This window comes from Pseudomonas sp. LP_7_YM, from assembly GCF_004364435.1.
In the GTDB taxonomy this organism is placed as follows: domain Bacteria; phylum Pseudomonadota; class Gammaproteobacteria; order Pseudomonadales; family Pseudomonadaceae; genus Aquipseudomonas.
In genome coordinates this window covers 464,458-481,684 of record NZ_SOCT01000002.1, presented here as the reverse complement: position 1 = coordinate 481,684, position 17,227 = coordinate 464,458, and the positions used below count along the sequence as shown (strand labels likewise).

General features: G+C 58.1%; 19 protein-coding genes. 7 read left to right on the top strand and 12 right to left on the bottom strand.

Annotated elements, in window-relative coordinates:
- Positions 1–397: 397 nt before the first annotated feature.
- From EC915_RS07275 to EC915_RS07215, 12 genes are all read right to left on the bottom strand, one after another.
- Positions 398–1,009, bottom strand: coding sequence for a tail assembly protein (locus EC915_RS07275; protein ID WP_133749856.1), 612 nt, complete (start codon positions 1,007–1,009; stop codon positions 398–400).
- A 429-nt stretch (positions 1,010–1,438) separates the two neighbouring features.
- On the bottom strand, positions 1,439–2,194 hold the full coding sequence (locus EC915_RS07265) for a C40 family peptidase (protein WP_133749854.1): 756 nt from the start codon (positions 2,192–2,194) through the stop codon (positions 1,439–1,441).
- A gap of 2 nt (positions 2,195–2,196) precedes the next feature.
- The gene (locus EC915_RS07260; RefSeq protein WP_133749853.1) at positions 2,197–2,946 is read right to left on the bottom strand and encodes a phage minor tail protein L; all 750 of its coding nucleotides are present in this window, start codon (positions 2,944–2,946) and stop codon (positions 2,197–2,199) included.
- A gap of 9 nt (positions 2,947–2,955) precedes the next feature.
- Entirely contained in the window at positions 2,956–3,294 is a 339-nt protein-coding gene (locus EC915_RS07255; protein ID WP_133749852.1) for a phage tail protein, read from the bottom strand.
- Positions 3,295–3,296: 2 nt separating this feature from the next.
- Positions 3,297–4,676, bottom strand: a complete 1,380-nt coding sequence (locus EC915_RS07250) for a phage tail tape measure protein (RefSeq protein ID WP_133749851.1) — start codon at positions 4,674–4,676, stop codon at positions 3,297–3,299.
- A gap of 10 nt (positions 4,677–4,686) precedes the next feature.
- Positions 4,687–4,935 carry a DUF1799 domain-containing protein gene (locus EC915_RS07245; protein WP_133749850.1) on the bottom strand — a complete coding sequence of 83 codons (249 nt, stop codon included), beginning with the start codon at positions 4,933–4,935 and terminating at the stop codon, positions 4,687–4,689.
- A gap of 62 nt (positions 4,936–4,997) precedes the next feature.
- Positions 4,998–5,381 (bottom strand): phage tail assembly chaperone, encoded by a 384-nt coding sequence (locus EC915_RS07240; protein WP_133749849.1) that lies wholly within the window; start codon positions 5,379–5,381, stop codon positions 4,998–5,000.
- 3 nt (positions 5,382–5,384) lie between these two features.
- Complete coding sequence (locus EC915_RS07235) at positions 5,385–6,038, bottom strand: phage tail protein (RefSeq protein ID WP_133749848.1); 654 nt, start codon at positions 6,036–6,038, stop codon at positions 5,385–5,387.
- A gap of 67 nt (positions 6,039–6,105) precedes the next feature.
- Positions 6,106–6,516, bottom strand: coding sequence for a phage tail terminator-like protein (locus EC915_RS07230; RefSeq protein ID WP_133749847.1), 411 nt, complete (start codon positions 6,514–6,516; stop codon positions 6,106–6,108).
- Between the two features lie 199 nt (positions 6,517–6,715).
- On the bottom strand, positions 6,716–7,075 hold the full coding sequence (locus EC915_RS07225) for a hypothetical protein (protein WP_133749846.1): 360 nt from the start codon (positions 7,073–7,075) through the stop codon (positions 6,716–6,718).
- Positions 7,072–7,398, bottom strand: a complete 327-nt coding sequence (locus EC915_RS07220; protein WP_133749845.1) for an MFS transporter — start codon at positions 7,396–7,398, stop codon at positions 7,072–7,074. Before EC915_RS07220 ends, EC915_RS07225 begins: the two co-directional genes overlap by 4 nt.
- Before the next feature lie 379 nt (positions 7,399–7,777).
- The gene (locus tag EC915_RS07215) at positions 7,778–8,482 is read right to left on the bottom strand and encodes a hypothetical protein (protein ID WP_133749844.1); all 705 of its coding nucleotides are present in this window, start codon (positions 8,480–8,482) and stop codon (positions 7,778–7,780) included.
- 198 nt (positions 8,483–8,680) lie between these two features.
- On the opposite strand from EC915_RS07215, the gene EC915_RS07210 reads away from it, so the two are divergent.
- From EC915_RS07210 to EC915_RS07180, 7 genes are all read left to right on the top strand, one after another.
- Positions 8,681–9,331, top strand: coding sequence for a LexA family transcriptional regulator (locus tag EC915_RS07210; protein WP_133749843.1), 651 nt, complete (start codon positions 8,681–8,683; stop codon positions 9,329–9,331).
- Positions 9,332–9,555: 224 nt separating this feature from the next.
- Entirely contained in the window at positions 9,556–9,807 is a 252-nt protein-coding gene (locus EC915_RS25550) for a DUF1654 domain-containing protein (protein ID WP_133749842.1), read from the top strand.
- Between the two features lie 280 nt (positions 9,808–10,087).
- A complete protein-coding gene (locus EC915_RS07200) occupies positions 10,088–10,291 on the top strand; it encodes an SEC-C metal-binding domain-containing protein (RefSeq protein ID WP_133749841.1) in 204 nt (67 codons plus the stop codon).
- Positions 10,292–10,464: 173 nt separating this feature from the next.
- A complete protein-coding gene (locus tag EC915_RS07195) occupies positions 10,465–12,951 on the top strand; it encodes a penicillin acylase family protein (RefSeq protein ID WP_133749840.1) in 2,487 nt (828 codons plus the stop codon).
- 256 nt (positions 12,952–13,207) lie between these two features.
- The gene (locus tag EC915_RS07190) at positions 13,208–14,245 is read left to right on the top strand and encodes a ligase-associated DNA damage response exonuclease (RefSeq protein ID WP_133749839.1); all 1,038 of its coding nucleotides are present in this window, start codon (positions 13,208–13,210) and stop codon (positions 14,243–14,245) included.
- Positions 14,242–15,957: an ATP-dependent DNA ligase gene (locus EC915_RS07185; RefSeq protein ID WP_133749838.1), complete on the top strand. Its 1,716-nt coding sequence runs from the start codon at positions 14,242–14,244 to the stop codon at positions 15,955–15,957. The genes EC915_RS07190 and EC915_RS07185 overlap by 4 nt, the downstream gene beginning before the upstream one ends.
- 438 nt (positions 15,958–16,395) lie before the next feature.
- Positions 16,396–17,178 (top strand): transporter substrate-binding domain-containing protein, encoded by a 783-nt coding sequence (locus EC915_RS07180; RefSeq protein WP_133749837.1) that lies wholly within the window; start codon positions 16,396–16,398, stop codon positions 17,176–17,178.
- Positions 17,179–17,227: the final 49 nt, after the last annotated feature.

Below are 17,227 nucleotides of genomic sequence, written 5' to 3'. Positions count from 1 at the left end.
GACGGAACTGCCACATGCAGTCTTGGCGATTCCAGCATCTCGTCGGCCATGTTGTTACTGGCTACAAGCAATGAGGATCCGTTCTCGGCCTCAGCCGTTGATAAATGGGTCCGAGCGTCTCGCCATCTGGGGAGTACACATGGCGCGTAACGCTTAGGGTCTTTTTTGTAGTTGCAGTGACGCTCCACTCGTTTTCAGCCAAGTCGCCCGGACCGATGCATCCGACAAGCAGGGCGACTGCCAGGGTCCGGTAAGCTCGCATGAACATCCCTCATCAAGAAAATAATCGCGCATGTTCTGTCATGCCAAGGGCGGCGAAGATGATGATCTCGGACGGCTTACCGCACAGGTGATGGAGACTGCAACTTCCCTTGGCAAAGCGGATACCCATGAAGGATCAGGCTTTGTCTTCGGCGTAGATCGAGGCGGAGATGATCGCGCCGCCCCAGCGCCGGCGGCCGATACAGATCGGTACCGGGTTGCCGCTGGCGGTGGTGTTTCTCGCTGAGCCGAAAGCGTATGACGGGAGGTTTTCCGGCGCGGCGCTTTGGCTAAGCCCCTTTACTTGGGGGCTGAGCATCTGGATTACGCCACCAGCCACCATAGAAGCCCCTAGCGTAATCAAAGCTGAGCCAAATGGGGCACCCGCGCCAAATGTGCCGCCGGTTATCACCAGGCCAACAACGATCAAAACAGCCCCCACGATGGTCTGTAGCGAGCCTCCACGTTTACTCCCTTCAAAAACCGGAACAATCCGGAGTTCCCGCGTACCAGAAAGATCAAGGGACTGCGCGCCAGTATTTTCCCTGTTTCGAAAGATAGCGAAGCGTAGGCCCAGACGATCTAAGCGCTTAATTTCATCCTCAAATCCAGCAAGCGTTGCCTTGAGCGCTCGAAATGCTTCCCGAACGCTCTGGCTATCAATCAGTCGGCGATGCTCTCTGCCGAAACGCTTTGCAAGCGACCCTGACAACTTAATCACGGTCATAGTTGTATCGTCAGCGCCCATTAAATTTTCCTTGATAAAACCCAACGGAGCGGGCTTGAAGTTTCATTAGAGACAGAAGTTGATTCTCTCCAGCCTCGCCTTCGCAATCCAGTTGTCTACGTTGACGTAGTACCTGGCCTCTGAGCCGGACGCCACAGGCCGAATGTCTACGAAGTATTCAGATGCAGCAGTGAAGACTGTATAGCCAGACTCTCGACGCGCTTGCATTGTTGCTTCAGGCGTGACCCCGAATAACGACTGGTTCTGCCATTCGTACTGGACGCACAGAGCGACCGCTTGATCCGGTTTCTTGGAGTAGAGAATCTTATTCGGACCATCTTGCCTTACCTCATTCATTGGCCGCGCAAGGCAACCAGCCAGCAAAGCAACTGCGAGCGCCCCTATCAAAATTCGCATGATGATCTCCAAGTGATAAATAGTCCGAGACTATCACTGCGCATGACGGTGGCGAAGTATCAGTCGCGCTCGCTCATGCCAAGGCCCGCCGAAGACGATGATCTCGGACGGCTTACCCCACAGGTGATGCAGGAGGAACGGCCCGGCGCCATGCACCGTGACTGACTCGGAGGGATGGGTTGGGTCAGCGCCGAGGAAGATCCCGGCGTGATTGGGGTGTTTGGTGCGCCCGACTTCCATCACGATCATGTCGCCGCGTTGCGGCGTGCCAACTCGGTAGAACCCCGCTGCGTCATAGGCCTGCTCATACAGACTCGGGCCATCGGCCTGCTCCCACCAACCGTCCTCGCGCTTGAAGGCTTCGAACTCCAGCCCCCATTCGCGCTTGTACCAATCAGCGCAGACTTGCCAGCAGTCCCAGGCACCGTGCACAAATGGACGGCCCAGCAGCGGGGTGTTGCCGGTGGGCACTATGGTCCGCAGGTCTGCCTCAGGCCAGCTGAGAATGTGCCAGGGCAGCGCGGTCGCTTCGCACATGGCAAGGTCGCGCGGCGATGGCCTACTGGTAGCGTCCGGGTGCGAGTGAACGATGCCGATCACCTCGCCCTGGTCGTCGGCTGCCGCGTAATCCTGCGGGCTAATGCGAAATTCCTCATTGGGCTCGGTCGCTGAGTTGGTGCACGCAATGTACTGCTGTTTACGGCCAACGCGAATCAGCAGGCCGCAAGACTCGCGTGGATATTCAGACGCCGCATGCGCCTGCACCGACTTCAAAATGTATTTCAGCATGGTCAACTCCTGGCAATCAGAGAGACGGCCGGGAAACCGCCGAAGGGCAATTCGTTGCTCGCACCCCAACGAGGCTCGCAGCCTGTCGTAAGCAGGCCATTGCATTCGTCGAGTTCGGGTTTGTCGGTCAGGTTGCCATCCTTGTCGTGGTACGGCCCGGTGTAACCACAGTTCGGCCCACGATATCCGCCGGTCAGGCACCAGTGACATAGCGTGGTCATTTGGCGGCCTATGGACTCGCTACCAACGTCGCCTGGGCTGGCCAGCTCCCACGAAACGGTTTCACCGTCCTCATTGGTTTTCTGGTCCAGGTACCAGACTTCGATAGCCTCTTGCGTCGGGTCGGCCTCTGAATTGCCCGCCGGGAAGTTCCCAGCGTCGATATAGCGCGCCAACGTGTGCCGCACGGTGAGCTTGAAACCAAGCAAGTCTTCGAAGGCCAGACACAGCGCCGTGATCCGTCCGCTGACGTTGCCAACCGACAGCTTTGGTCGCACCGCTGTACCGTCGCCATTGGCCTCGATGCCCTCGACCTGCACTGGCCAGGCACCGTACTCGTTGCCCTGCCACCAGATTGATTGGGCTGGAAGCTGATCCGCGTCGACACCCGCCGACATGATCTGCGCTGGTGTGTGCGGTATTGAATGTCCGTGAAAACGTAGGATATCAGCGCCATAGTCCGAGCCATCCACTTCGAACAACAGCACTTCACTGCCAGGCTCGAGAACCTGCAGGTCACTGATCAATGGCATGGAGAATCCTTATGGGTGAAATGCTTGGTTGAAGGTGGTGGTGACTTTGAACTGGCCGCCGCCGATTGGAGTTGGCACCGGCTTCTGGCAGGTAAAGAACCCGGCCTCACCGAGTGGAGTCGTCCAGATAAAGGCTTTGGCGCCCGCATGCCGATCAAAGAACGCCATAATCTCCAGCGCTTTGGCTTTGGAGCCGGTGAAGGTGATCGGGTACGAGCTTTCCTTGTTGTTCGGCCCGTCCCCGACTATCTGCTTATAGCCGCTGCCGAACTGTGACGTGCGGTTGCGGTAGGTAATATCAGGTGCATCACCTGACTGTGTCGGCCAGATGAATGTTTCGATCGCCATACTCATGCCCTCCCGTTGACATTGCGGTAACTCACACCGCCAGCGCGCCATGATTCTGCGACGGCCTTCTCGGCAGCTGCCTGCATCTGTTTTTGCAAATTCTGCTGGAGCACTTGCTGATCAATCTGCATCCCTTCACCGCTGCGGTCTTGGGTGACCACCGTCACCGGCGCGCTGATCTGGACACTTGAACCGCCTCCTCCCACCGAGCGCACACCGAGCGCACCGCTTGAAGTGCGGGTCAGGGGCATGATGGCCTCAGGCCCGGCCTCGCCCATCAAGCCAGCGTGACCACCGGCCATACCGAACGCAGTCGGGGTGCTGACGATGTTGTTGGTAAAGGCTGCGCCGTTGGCAAACATCTGCACGCCGCCAGACCACGCCCCCCCATTGGCTTGCTTGTAAGCTAGCCCGGACACATCGAGCTGAGGATTGAAACTAAACGATGTGTCGCCCACGGAGCCTGTGGTTACGGTGGGCGCTGATCCACCGCCGGTGAAGTAGCTCAACCCAAGTCCAAACAACGAGCTCAGTAGCGATGAAGACGCCTGCCGTGCAGCGACGCGGGCCATGTCCGAGATGATGGACTTGGCAAGGTCCGAGAAAGAAAGCTTGCCGGTCATTGCAAAGTTGAACACCGCGTCTTCCATGGAGCTGAAGGCGCCTGTGAACAGGGTTTTCGTCCTTCCCGCAACGTCCCCGGCGGTGTCCACATAGTTTTCCAATGCCGCGGTTGCGCCATTGGTCCAGTCACCTTGAGCGGCCTGCAGGTCGGCATAGTTCCGATGGATCTGGTCGGTGGCCTTGTCATTGGCAACGACCAGATCTTGGAGTTGTTTCTTGTATTGGTCACTGGATAGCCCACCCCCCGACGGGTCGGACCCTTTACTTTTTAGCTCTGACTTTTGCTTGGCAAACAGCTCTTCCTGTTGATCCAACTCCCCATTTAGCTTGTTCTGACGGTCGCCATGTCCCACGTTGAGTACGGCACGTTGTCCCTCACGCCTCAGGGTGTCCTGCCGTTGTTTGAGGACACGCTGTTGCGCAGTTTCATCGTTACCTGCCGACGGACCGTCGGTTTTTTTCGGGTATTCACTGAACGTGGACGGACTCAAAGGACCCGATTTAAGCCCGAACGTTGATAACTGCAGACCCTCCAGACGGCCCAACGCCTTGGACGTTGGGTCAACCTTGCCCAGCAGGCCTGACACTTCACTGGTTTGATGCCTGGTCGCCTTCGAAGCCTTGTCGGCTCCGCGAGCGACGCCTTCTGTAGCTTTCTCCGCTCGCCCGGCCGCCGCTGTCAGCTTGTCGAGGACGGAGCTCGCCTTCGCGGCATCGGTGGAATCGATTTTGATTCCGAGTTCAGCAATGGTTGGCATGCTCGCTCCGCTATTTTGATTGGCTCATGATGAGCAGGGCCTCAGCCTCCATGACGCGAACGTCATGGAAGGCTGCGGTGATTTCTTTACGCTTCATGCCAAGCATGGAGCCGGTAGAGGGGATGGCGCCGTAGTCAAGACCAACCGGCCCGCCCATACCGACGCGCCACTGGGTGGACAGCGCTTCGAACAGGCGAAAGGCCGGCCAGACATCAGCCAGCACCTCATGCTCGATTTCCGGGATGTCCGACTTGGTCATGTGAAACGCAGCGAGATCGGCGTCCGACGGACCGGACTCGTACAGGATCCGGGCCGTCGCCGTCAGTTTCCCAGTCGGGCCGATTGGTACGCGCCCTGGTAGGCATCCAGGACGGCTTGAGACGCGCCCACGCAGGTGGTGACCAGCGCAGTCATGGCTTCATCGTTGAACGTGTCATCGAAGCCCCAACCGGACACGATGTCTTTCATTTGGCTGACCTGCATGGCGATCTCGTCGCGCGTGGCTTGCTGCCAGGGCAGATTGCCATCCTGCACCTTGGCTGCGTGCTCCTCGCGGGCGGCATTCCATTTATCGAACAGCGTGGAAAGCACCAGCCGGTCCAGGTACTTGAACTCGAAATCCACATCCACAGGCTTTTCGCCCACCCGTGGAATGGCGACCTTCGCTTTGAAGGTAGGGTTCTGGGCAATCTTGATCTTCGCCATGGTTTACCCGGCGACCTGATAACGAGTCGGACGGGATGCCAGCGACAGGGTAATGACGCGGGTCATGATGTTGTTGCGCGACAGGGTCGGGGTGGAGGTGATCGACACGTACGCGTTGTAGTACATGACCGAGCCATTGGGCAGTGTCAGGCGCAGCGCACGGGCATCCTTGTCCTGGTCCGCGGTCTCGCAGACCGCCACGTATGGCAGAAGCGGATCGTCTGCGACGGTGAAGGTCATGCTGACCGGAGACTTGGTGGTCGGTACTTGACGGTCTTCGTCCTCTTCCAGAAAGCCGAACGTGGCGAATTGCTGTTCGCCCCCGGTGGAGGCCACTTCGGTAATCTGGCTGATTTGCGCCCACGCTGTGACTGCTCGGACGCTGCCGGTCCCCGCGCCTGCCGCGTAGACAGTGGTTTTGGTGGTATCAATGCCTTCGAGCTTGAAGGTACCGGTGTCCGAGCCGGTGACGCGAACTGCCTTATCGTTCAACCGGGTCCAGCCAGAGCGCACAACAACCACATCCCCATCTTTGAGGCCATGTGCGGCGGCAGTTGCGACCGCAGGACTGGCATTGCTGATGGCACTGACAGCGTTTGCAGCAGCCAGGGTGGTAGCAATTTCCAGAATTGCGCCGTTAGGTAGTTTGAAAGCCATGTGTTTGTCCTCGTACAGAAATGAAAAAACCCGCACTCGGCGGGTTCGGGTTTGCCCAGTGGGCGGGTTAGTGGGTGTCAGCGCGGTATTGAAACGAGGCGGACACTGTCAATGCGTTGCCAGTTTGAATCAAAGGCCCGGGCCCTACTGGCGTAAGTACCATCACTTCGAATTCGCCCTCCTTCAGCCGCAGGAAGGGCGCAAACAATGGGTCGAGATCATCAATCATGCCTTCGGCATCGCCTGTGCCATTACCGGCAGGCGTGACGACATTGATCTGGAACACGCCCGTATAGACGCGATGGTCGCCGGAAAGCGTGCTTGTGTTGGTCGCTGCCGGAAGCGTGAAGGCCGCCAGGTAGGTTTCGCCAGGCTGCGGATCAAAGGTATAGCCCTGATACGCGATACGCAGGTTGCGTACCGCAGCCCATGCAGCAAGACGCTGCTCGAACAGTGAGCGGATGATTTTATGGCTCATGACTGATTATTCCTGATGACTTCCAGCACCCTCTGCTGAAAAGAGGACTGCGTGATCCTTCCCATGCCCGGAGGGGCTTGAGCGCAGTAGACGAATTTGAGCGGGTGGATCGGTAGATAGGGGTTCTGCTGAACTGCTGAACTGCTGAACACGATGAAAGCGCGGTTTGCCGGGTCTTCATCGCAGCAAAATAACGCGACTATCGGGAGGGCCTGCGGCGCTCGATCTTGCCTGCCTCGCTGCCGAAGCGGTCATCCTGCAGGCAACCCTCACAATTGAGTCGCACACAGATCCAACGCTTTACCCGGGGCCAATACGTGACCATGAACATGTGTCGCAATCCGGCCAAGGCCAACGCTACGTGCATCGTTACTCCAGCTGAGTTGGGCGTAAAAAAGAAGCGGTCGGACCGGGCAAGAATGGCGTACCCACTGATGGCGATCACCGCATAGAGAAGCTTGCCGATGACGCCATCCTGGACTTTGCCGCTCAATACGCACCAGGTCGCCCAGAAGGCTATAAGGCCAGCCGCATAGGCGTTGAGGTATTCGTATGTCATGAGCTAGGCCCTCCGAATTTGCTTCGGATGACTGACCACAGGTCAGCGGCCTTGATTGCTCTCGTTACGGCTGCCATGAGCGATCCACCAAAGGTGCCCAACAGGAAGCCCACGCCGGCGACGCTGCGTGGCTCGATGATTGCAAAATAAGCGCTGACCATGCCGGTCAGGTAGTGAGCACAGGCCATGCCTGTGAGCAGAAAAAGCAACCACGACCTGCGATCTGTGAGGTCGTCTTTATGCCATCGGGTGGCGACCAAAGCGCCAAACAGACCCGCGATAAGCCAGTCGAACTTGTCGAGCAGGCGGTGAAAGAATTCCATACGCTCGACTCCGTATTGGGCATGAAAAAATAATGGCGTTAGCAAAGCGCAACGTCAGCAAGCAGGAGGCCTGCGCAAGAGCACCGGATCAGCAATCCTCTTTGTAGATCAGCATGAAAGCTTTGTTTGGCGACTGAAGGCAGCGCCCACAGCTTTCATGCCTCTCAAAGGCGATAGCTCGGGGATCGTGCTCTCACTGAGTTGCTCGCAAAAAAAGCCCCGAGTTCGTCGGGGCTTTGCTGCTTCTGGCGGGGAATAATCTGGCGGGAAATAAAAAGCCCGACTCAATGGTCGGGCTTAATGTGTCATTCTTTAACGTTCGCAGGAATGACAGGATGAAACAAATGATGACGGCGTGATGGGCGCTTGTCAACAGGTATTACGCTGTTTGATGTAAAAAAACGCCCTCCTGTTCAAGAATAACTTCGGCCGCGCTCAACGCTTCATTCACCATCTCGTTCAGCACTGCCTGAATCTTGCGCCGCCACTCACGGCGGGTAGACTCGGGACGGCCTTCGTTGTCCCACGTGTTCATGTCATAGAACTCGGCGGGCAACACAATCATGTCGGTGGATCGTTTGATGGAGGTTTCTCTACCGCCCCGGTGCAGTTCGTCGCCCTGCCCCTTATCAATGTGCATCTGCTTTGTGACCGCCTTGAGTTCCGCCTCCGTCCTGGCGGTTTGGCTTGCGACCTCGCGGCCTGAACGATTTTGCCGCCCCTGCAGCGGCGGTATGGCCCAAGTCGTCACCGCTTTGTAACGGAACAGCGTGGGCGCTGGCGATGCAACCAACGGGACCAGCTCGCCGATGGCCTGCACCTTCAGGCCTTTATGTGTGCTGAACTTGGCCACCAGCGCATTCCAGTGCCGAGGGATCAGCTGCGAATGCAGGCGGGCGTATATCCAGCAGTCGGCCTCCTTGCGGTCGATACCCTCGCGCCTCGACGACGAGAGCATGCTCAGATCCGCGCTCCCTTCGTTGTGCGGGTTATACAGCTTCTGCCAAGCCTGCTTGCTGGTGTTGTCCATCGCGTCGGTGGCGAGAGCCGAAATGACGGCGCTCAAAACATTGGAGTAAATCATGCGGCTCTCCCCTTAGATTCATTGATTTTCGTTCGGTGCTCGGCCTCAGTGCCCAGGTAAAGGCGTCGAGGGTGCTACATAGGTGTGTTTTCAAAATGCCTGAATGGGTTGAAATAATTTCAGCATGCTGAAATCTTGAAGTCAATAGATACCTTAAGTATGCTGCATACTTAAATTCAGCGAGCTTAATATCGGCCCATGGATAGACACGAACGCATTACCCGCGCCATTGAGTTGAGCGGGCTGAAAAAGAGTGAGATTGCTGCCGCCTGTGGAGTGGCGAACTCAGCGGTGACTCAGTGGATTACCGGCGAGAGCAAAAGCCTTAGGCCGGAAAATCTTTATGCTCTCGCGAAGGCGACAGGCTTTTGCGCCGAATGGCTGGCCATTGGCGAGGGACCGGAAAAAGAGCCCGCTTCTAACGTTTCGATGGCCGCGCAACCCAATATGATGTTTCGCTACCCTGTTATTTCCTGGGTAGCAGCGGGATCGTGGGCAGAAGCAGTCGAGCCCTACCCGCCTGGTTTCTCAGATCGATACGAGATGTCGGAGTACGATTCGAAAGGCCCGGCATTCTGGCTGGAAGTCAAAGGCGACTCGATGACCTCCTCAGTGGGCCAAAGCGTGCCGGAAGGCAGCCTTATCCTCGTGGATACCGAGGCTGATGCCCACTCGGGCAAGCTGGTGATTGCCAAACTGGCCAGCGGTGACAAAGCGACATTCAAAAAACTGGTAGACGATGGCGGCCGGCGGTTCCTGAAGCCCCTGAATCCGGCCTACCCGATGGAAATGTGTGCGGACGATTGTCGGATTATCGGCGTAGTGGTGCGGGCCCTGATGAAGCTCTGAATCCTTCGGCACACACCATGGAGCTGACTCAAACAACGGCGAGCCTGGCTTGCGCTATTGATCCGTCGCGCCAGGCGTGAGCATCAGGTCTCGTCCTGAACAAGGCCCGCGCCCGTTTCAAGGCTGGCCACGCCCCAATGCGGAGATTTTTCCTACACGCCCTTGCCAATCTACCGAATCCTTTTTACTGTATATTCGTACAGCATTAGAAAAGGAGGTTCACAGTGCTTCGGCAACCTGATTTCACCCGGAACAAACTCCGCACCTACGAGCAGATCGGCCATCGGGTTCACCAGATCATCACCGACCCCCAGGTTCAGAAAACTCAGTGTGTCACCATTTCCAGGCTTCCCAATGAGAGCCCCGCCGACTGGCTTCGGCTCTTGAATGAGATAGGCGGGACAGCCGGCATCAAGGTAGAGGCAATCGAGGGAGATGCCTATAAAGTCGGTTGGCGTGAGTACTGTGAGCAATGATTTTGGCCCGCCCGGCGCGGGCCTGCTTACGACAATAATTCAGCACACTGAAATTCCACCGCCAGCGCACCCGCAATGAAATTTCAGATTGCTTAGTATCGCTTGATTTTTCCAAGGGTGCACTGAGCTGTCGACAGGGCCGTTGCAAATGTCCATGATCGTGGCCAACAAAAAGCCCCAGCCGTACTAAACGAAATTTGACCCATTCGTCATATAGGGCCTTAGGCGATTTACGGAAATTGCGACATAATTCCCGGCAATTTGATTCCGGAGTAACCCCATGAACCAGCAAGCCCATGTCCACGGCCCTGATTGCGAACACGATCACGACCACAACCATCATCACGAACACGGCCATGTCCACGGCCCGCACTGCAACCACGAACCTCAAGAGCCTGTGCGCAACTCGCTGAAGGACGTGGGTCGCAACGATCCCTGCCCCTGTGGCAGCGAGAAAAAATTCAAGAAGTGTCATGGTGCCTGAGTAAAAACAGGCATTGATTCCTGCGGGAGCAAAGTCATTTGCTCCCGCAACGGTTTTGTCCTTCGCAAGACCATGCAATATCCTGAAATAAACTCCGTACCCCCGCTTGCTTAGCGCCCGCCTGCTCTCTAACGTAGCGCGTTTCCAACGCCTACCCCCGCAGGAGCAACAACATGGCTGCGCCAGCCCTTTTATTTGTGAAGACGCGACTCAACACGGCTGCTATGTTGGCGCTCTTGAGCCTCGCTGGTTGCCAACTGGGCGGCGAAGACCATGACAACCTGCCCCCTGTCAGCGGCGTGTATGTCATTAAGGGGCTGGCGCAAAATGTGTCCGTGCGCCGCAATAACCTGGGCATGCCGCTGATCGAAAGCAACACCTTCCACGACGCGCTGTTCACCCTCGGTTACGTGCATGCCAGCGACCGTATCTCGCAGATGGTGCAGATGCGCCTTCTGGCTCAGGGCCGCCTGTCGGAAATCGCCGGTGCCGGGGCGCTGGATCTGGACCGCATGATGCGTGCTGCCAATCTCAAGCAAACGGCGGGCGATCTTTACAATGCTTCGTCGTCACGCTTGAAACGTTTCTTTGAAGTCTATGCCCGCGGCGTCAATGCCTACCTGTTCCGCTATCGAGACAAGCTGCCGGCCGATCTCGCGGACGCCGGTTACAAGCCTGAATACTGGAAACCCGAAGACTCTGCACTGATTTTCAGTCTGTTGAACTTTAGCCTGTCGGTGAACCTGCAGGAGGAAATTTCCTCGCTGGTGCTGGCGCAGAAGGTTGGGGCTGACAAGCTCGCCTGGCTGCTACCGACCTACCCTGACGAAGAACTGCCGTTCGCTGAGGCCGACAAACTCAAAGGTCTGAATCTGGGCGGCGAACTGCCGGGGCTGGCCGACCTGGACAAGGTCGCGCGGCAACTCGCCGATCTCAATCTGCTGGGAGTGTCGGCGTCCAACAACTGGGTCATCACCCCGCAACGCGCGCGTGCAGGTAAAAGTCTGCTGGCCACTGACAGCCAACTGCCAGCCACCCTGCCGTCAATGTGGAATTTCGTGCAGATCCGCGCGCCGAAGTATCAGGCTGCAGGTGCAACAGTGGCCGGTCTGCCGCTGGTGCTGTCGGGTTTCAACGGCAAGCTGGCTTGGGGCATGGGCCCGGCAATGGGCGACAACCAGGACGTGTTTCTGGAAAAGCTCAAACGCGAAAACAATCGCCTGATGGTCATGGCCGACGGCAAATGGGTCGCCGCAGGGGCCCACGAAGAAACCTATTTCGTGAAGGGCCAGAGCCCGGTGCGCGAAGCTGCCTATGAAACCCGTCACGGACCGCTACTGAACGCCAGCTCTGCGCAACGGGCCAACGGCCTCGGCCTCGGCCTCGCACTGCAGACCCCGAGCGCCAAGGACGATAAGTCTCTCGATGCGCTGTTCGACCTGACACGTGCACAGAACGTGCAGCGGGCTTTCGATACGACTCGGGAAATTCGCGCCATTAATCTGAATATGGTCTTCGCCGACGCATCGAACACCGGCTGGCAGGTTACCGGACGCTATCCGAATCGTCGGGATGGTCTGGGCCTGATCCCTTCGCCGGGCTGGGATGGCCGTTTCGACTGGGACGGTTACGCCGACGCCATGCTGCACCCGTATGACCAAGACCCGCAGCAGGGTTGGATTGGCACGGCTAACCAGCGCTCCGTACCCAAGGGCTACGGAATGCAACTGTCGAACTCCTGGGACTACCCGGAGCGCGCCGAGCGAATCGCGGAGTTAGCCAATAGCGGCAAGCAAGACACTCGCAGCACGGTCGCCATGCAATACGACCAGACCACGACCTTTGCCGCTAAATTGAAGAAGATGTTCGACGCGCCGGGCATGGCCAAACCGCTGAAGCAGGCGATTGACGCGCTGGCCCCGGCGGATCGGGACAAGGCACGCGAAGCGCTGAACCGCTTGATGGCGTTCGACGGTCGCTTGTCGCCGGTCTCAGCCGATGCAGCAATTTACGAGCTGTTTCTGCAAGAGAGCGCCAGACAGATCTTCCTCGACGAACTGGGCCCGGAAACCAGTCCTGCCTGGAAAGCACTGGTGCAAAGCGCCGACCTTTCCTACTCCCCTCAGGCCGACCACCTGCTTGGACGCGAAGACAGTCCGTATTGGGACGACGTGAAAACGCCGCAAAAAGAAGACAAACCAACGATTCTGGCGCGCAGCCTTGCAGCGGCCATCAGCGCCGGAGAGAGCCAGCTGGGTAGCGATCACAAGACCTGGCAGTGGGGCAAATTGCATCAGTACAAGTGGACGACGCAGAGCGCTCAGTTGACGGCAGCGATCGGTGGCAGCAAGGCCAGCGTCGTCAAAGGGCCGATGGCGGCAGGGGGCGATCATACGACGCTCAACGCCTCTGGCTTTCATTGGGGGCAGGATTTCGACGCGGCGGTGATCCCGGCGATGCGCATGATCGTCGACTTTGCTCAGCAGGAACCGATGATGGCGCAAAATGCAGCGGGACAATCGGGTAACCCGGCCAGTCCGCATTTCGCCGATGGGATCGATCCGTGGGCCAAGGGTGTGTATATGTCGATACCGATGCAGCCAGCGAATTTCGACAAGGTATATGGAAAGCAGCGGCTGACGTTGACGCCTGGGAAATAGAGCAGGCTCCAGAGGGCTTCGGCCCATCCTCAATTCGCGACCTGTGTGCTGCCAAATCTGGGTAGCTTGAAGAACTCTTCGCGTGGACATATCTCGGTAAACCGCTGACACCTGGAACAGATCAAGGTGTTCGGCGGCTGACGTGAAAGGCAGTGGATATCCACCTGACCATCAGCGACCCGAGCCCCAAAAAACAAACCGAACTTCCCTCGATTTTCACTGCTCTACCTGACAAGTCCCCAAACCGGTCATGTCCATGGATCTTGTCATCGCCCGCCCCGAAGGTCTTTACTGCCCGCCGGGAGATTTCTATATCGATCCCTGGCGTCCGGTTGAACGCTCGGTTATCACTCACGGCCATGGCGACCACGCACGTACCGGCAACCAGCACTACCTGGCCGCCGCCCCTGGCGAAGGTATCCTGCGCTCCAGGCTGGGCCAGGACATCAATCTGCAAACCCTGAAGTATGGCGAATCCATCACTCACCATGGCGTGAAGCTGAGCCTGCACCCTGCAGGTCACGTACTGGGCTCAGCTCAAGTCCGGCTTGAATATCAGGGCGAGGTCTGGGTCGCATCAGGGGATTACAAGGTGGAACCCGACGGCACCTGCGAACCGTTCGAACCGGTGCGCTGCCACACTTTCATCACCGAATCCACTTTCGGGTTGCCGATCTATCGCTGGCAGCCTCAGTCTGAAATCTTCACCGGCATCAACGACTGGTGGCGCGCCAACGCCGCAGTGGGCAAGGCCAGCGTGTTGTTCGCCTATTCCTTCGGCAAAGCTCAGCGCATCCTGCACGGCATTGACCCCGGCATCGGGCCGATTCTGGTTCACGGCGCGGTCGAGCCGCTGAACCGCGTTTACCGCGAAGCCGGCGTGCGGATTCCCGAAACCCAATACGCCGGCGACTTCAAAAAGACCGACCCAGCCCTGCGCCAGGCCTTGATCGTAGCGCCCCCCTCAGCGGGCGGCAGCACCTGGATGCGCCGCTTTGGCGATTTCAGCGACGCCTTCGCCAGTGGCTGGATGATGCTGCGCGGCACACGTCGGCGGCGTGGTGTGGATCGCGGCTTTGCCCTCTCTGACCATGCCGATTGGCCCGGGTTGTTATGGGCCATCGAAAACACCGGAGCCGAACGGGTAATGGTCACCCACGGCTCGGTGGCGGTGCTGGTGCGCTACCTGCGCGAGCTGGGCCTTGATGCTCAGGGCTTCTCCACCGAATACGGGGAGGAAGAAGACGACGCCTCTGCCAAACAGGAACCCGCGACTCAGGAGGCGTCGTCATGAAAGCTTTCGCCGAGCTGTACTCGCTGCTGGACGCCACCACTTCCAGCAATGCCAAACTTGCGGCGATGCAGCACTATTTTGCCCTGGCCGCCCCCCAGGACGCAGCTTGGGCGGTGTACTTCCTGTCGGGCGGTCGCCCACGGCAACTGGTGCCGACACGTCTGCTGCGCGAGCAGGCGATGCTGCTGTCCGAGCTGCCTGAATGGCTGTTCGAAGAGAGTTATCAGGCCGTCGGCGATCTCGCTGAAACCCTGTCACTGCTGCTGCCTCAAGCCGAGCACAGTTCGGAGGAAGGCCTGGCGGACTGGATGGAAAACAAGCTGCTGCCGTTGCGCGGCCTGCCTCATGAAGAACTGCTGGAGCGACTGCCGACCTTTTGGTCACAACTGGATCGCCAGAGCCTGATGGTGTGTCTGAAGCTGATCACGGGCAGCTTTCGCGTGGGGGTCTCCAAACTACTGGTCACTCGCGCCCTTGCTGCGTTGGCTGACATCGATAGCAAACGCGTGGCCCAGCGTCTGGTGGGCTACACCGATTTGTCTCACCGACCAAGCGCCGAAGGCTATCTGAAACTCATCGCCGAAGAATCGCAAGACGAGCATGCTCAGCGCGGCGGCCAGCCTTATCCGTTCTTCCTCGCCCACTCGCTGCAACAGCCGGTGGACCAGTTCGAGACGCTGCTTGGCCCCGCCGAAAACTGGCAGGTGGAATGGAAGTGGGATGGCATTCGCGCGCAGGTGGTCAAGCGCGAGGGACGCCTGTGGATCTGGTCCCGCGGCGAAGAGTTGGTGACCGATCGATTCCCGGAGTTGCACAGTCTGACCCAATGCCTGCCGGACGGCACGGTGATCGATGGTGAGATCGTGGTCTGGAAAGCTGCGGCGGCAGAATCCGTTGCCGACGACGCCTTCGAGCTCGACACTCCCGCCCCGGGTACACCTGGAGAATCGACACCGTCGGTTCAGCCCTTCGCTCTCCTGCAACAACGCATCGGTCGCAAGACACTGGGCAAGAAGATCCTTGAGGATGTCCCGGTGGTGGTTCTCGCCTATGACTTGCTGGAGTGGCAAGGCCACGACTGGCGCAGCCGGCCGCAACATGAACGGCGCACGCAACTGGAGCAGGTGGTCGCCGAAGCCCGGAGTCCGGTGCTGCTGCCCTCGCCGGTACTGAGCGGCAAGGACTGGCTGGACCTTGGCCAGCAGCGTGAAGCGTCCCGCAGCCTGGGCGTGGAGGGCATGATGCTCAAAGCGCGGGACTCTCTCTATGGCGTCGGTCGAACCAAGGACATGGGCGTGTGGTGGAAGTGGAAAATCGATCCCTTCAGCGTCGATGCCGTGTTGATCTACGCGCAGCGCGGTCACGGGCGCCGAGCCAGTCTTTACAGCGATTACACGTTTGCAGTGTGGGACGGCCCGCCGCAGTCCAGTGAGCGTACCCTTGTCCCTTTCGCCAAGGCCTATTCGGGTTTGACAGACGAGGAAATGCGCAAAGTCGATGCAATCATTCGCAAGACCACCGTCGAAAAATTTGGCCCGGTCAGAAGCGTGACTCCCACTCTGGTGTTCGAGCTGGGTTTTGAGGGCATTGCCCTTTCAAAACGCCACAAGAGCGGGATCGCAGTAAGGTTTCCGAGAATGCTCAGGTGGCGAGTCGACAAGCCAGTGGCGGAAGCAGACAGCCTGGCGACCTTGCAGGATCTCCTGTCGTAAGCACCACTGCAGTGCGCTCGCCCCATAGGCGCCCACCCGTGCCGCACCATGAACGTGCACCTTAGCGTCGTTAAGCTTGATATGAGCGGCAACGACTCGTCATAACTTCGGTGTTGATCTGCGATTAACAATCTCTGGCGGGCCACTTGTTACCGTTTCCTGGCCCTTTCCCTATGAGTTTATGCCGCGCCTTCAGGAAGCACGGCGTGACGGAATTTTCCCGCGCACTTTTGACCCGTTCCAGATACTCTCCTCGAGCCTGCGGCATCAGCAAAAAGACAAGAGATGGCTCAAAGTCATCATTGCGACAACTCCGTACATCCAAAACGCACGTTCGTCCCTTTGGTTCGGAAATTGCTATCTTTTTGCGGTCTGGCACCTGCCGGTAGCAAGCCTTCGCGTGTTCCCAACGCTCAATTTGGTTTTAAGGACTGAACGATGAAAAAAGCATGGCTGACCCTTTCCGCACTCGCCATCTGTCTGGCCGCGGGTAACGCAATGGCCAAGGAATACAAGGAGCTGCGTTTTGGCGTCGATCCTTCGTACGCCCCCTTCGAGTCCAAAGCCGCAGACGGCAACCTCGTGGGCTTTGACATCGACCTGGGCAACGCGATCTGCGCGGAATTAAAGGTCAAGTGCAAGTGGGTCGAGAGCGATTTCGACGGCATGGTTCCGGGCCTGAAAGCCAACAAATTCGACGGCGTGATCTCATCGATGACGGTGACCCCGGCGCGCGAGAAAGTCATCGACTTCTCTAACGAACTGTTCTCAGGCCCTACCTCTCTAGTGTTCAAGAAAGGCGCAGGCTTCACCGAAGATCCAGCGACCCTGAAAGGCAAAACCGTTGGTTACGAGCAAGGCACCATTCAGGAAGCCTACGCCAAGGCTATCCTGGACAAGGCGGGCGTGAAAACCCAGGCCTACGCCAATCAGGACCAGGTGTACGCTGACCTGGTATCGGGCCGTCTGGACGCTTCGGTACAGGACATGTTGCAGGCCGAACTGGGCTTCCTGAAATCGCCACAAGGTGCTGACTACGAAGTCAGCAAGCCTATCGAAGACCCCCTTCTGCCAGCCAAAACCGCCGTCGGTATCTCGAAAGGTAACAAAGACCTGAAAGCGCTTTTGGATAAAGGTATCAAAGCGTTACACGATGACGGCAAGTATGCCGAGATCCAGAAAAAGCATTTCGGTGATCTGAACCTGTACAGCGGTAAGTAACAACGCAAACGCCCGTCGATTTCAGCGATCCTCACGAGGAGCTGTTTGG